Source organism: Photorhabdus heterorhabditis (genome assembly GCF_001280945.1).
Taxonomy (GTDB): Bacteria; Pseudomonadota; Gammaproteobacteria; order Enterobacterales; family Enterobacteriaceae; genus Photorhabdus; species Photorhabdus heterorhabditis.
In genome coordinates, this window is the sequence record NZ_LJCS01000242.1 from 1 (window position 1) to 447 (window position 447).

At 43.0% G+C, this 447-nt stretch carries 1 pseudogene; it reads left to right on the forward strand.

Features of this window, described 5'->3' with window-relative positions:
• Positions 1–322 precede the first annotated feature (322 nt).
• Positions 323–447: pseudogene (locus AM629_RS23810) on the forward strand (ISNCY family transposase); the annotation flags it as partial.

Genomic DNA, 447 nt, shown 5'->3' on the forward strand with positions numbered 1-447 from the left:
TGGATATTATTGTCACCAGTACCGGACTGAGCCGGGATAAAATTGAAGCGTTAAAGCATTAAATTAATCTTCTTTTTATACAGCAAAATGCCGATATTCAAGATCGGCATTTTTGTTCTTATTTATACCCTATGGATTTCAAGATGCCTCGCGGCGGCAAGAGCGCGAATCCCCGGGAGCATAGATAACTCTGTAACTGGAGTGAGTGCAGCCAACTTGAAAGATGACGGGGATAGACAATGAATAGTCATGACTACCTGATAAAACAGAGAAACAGATTGTGGCGAAGAAAGAAAAACGGCCTCACCATGACGCGTTATTTTTACTGAATGGGCATACGCTGGATCTCTCACACTTTGTCCATCAACTGATTGAACAATCTCCGGAGCATGAAACGATGTTGATGACTATTGCAGAACAGCTTGAACAAAAAGGGCGCGAGCAAGG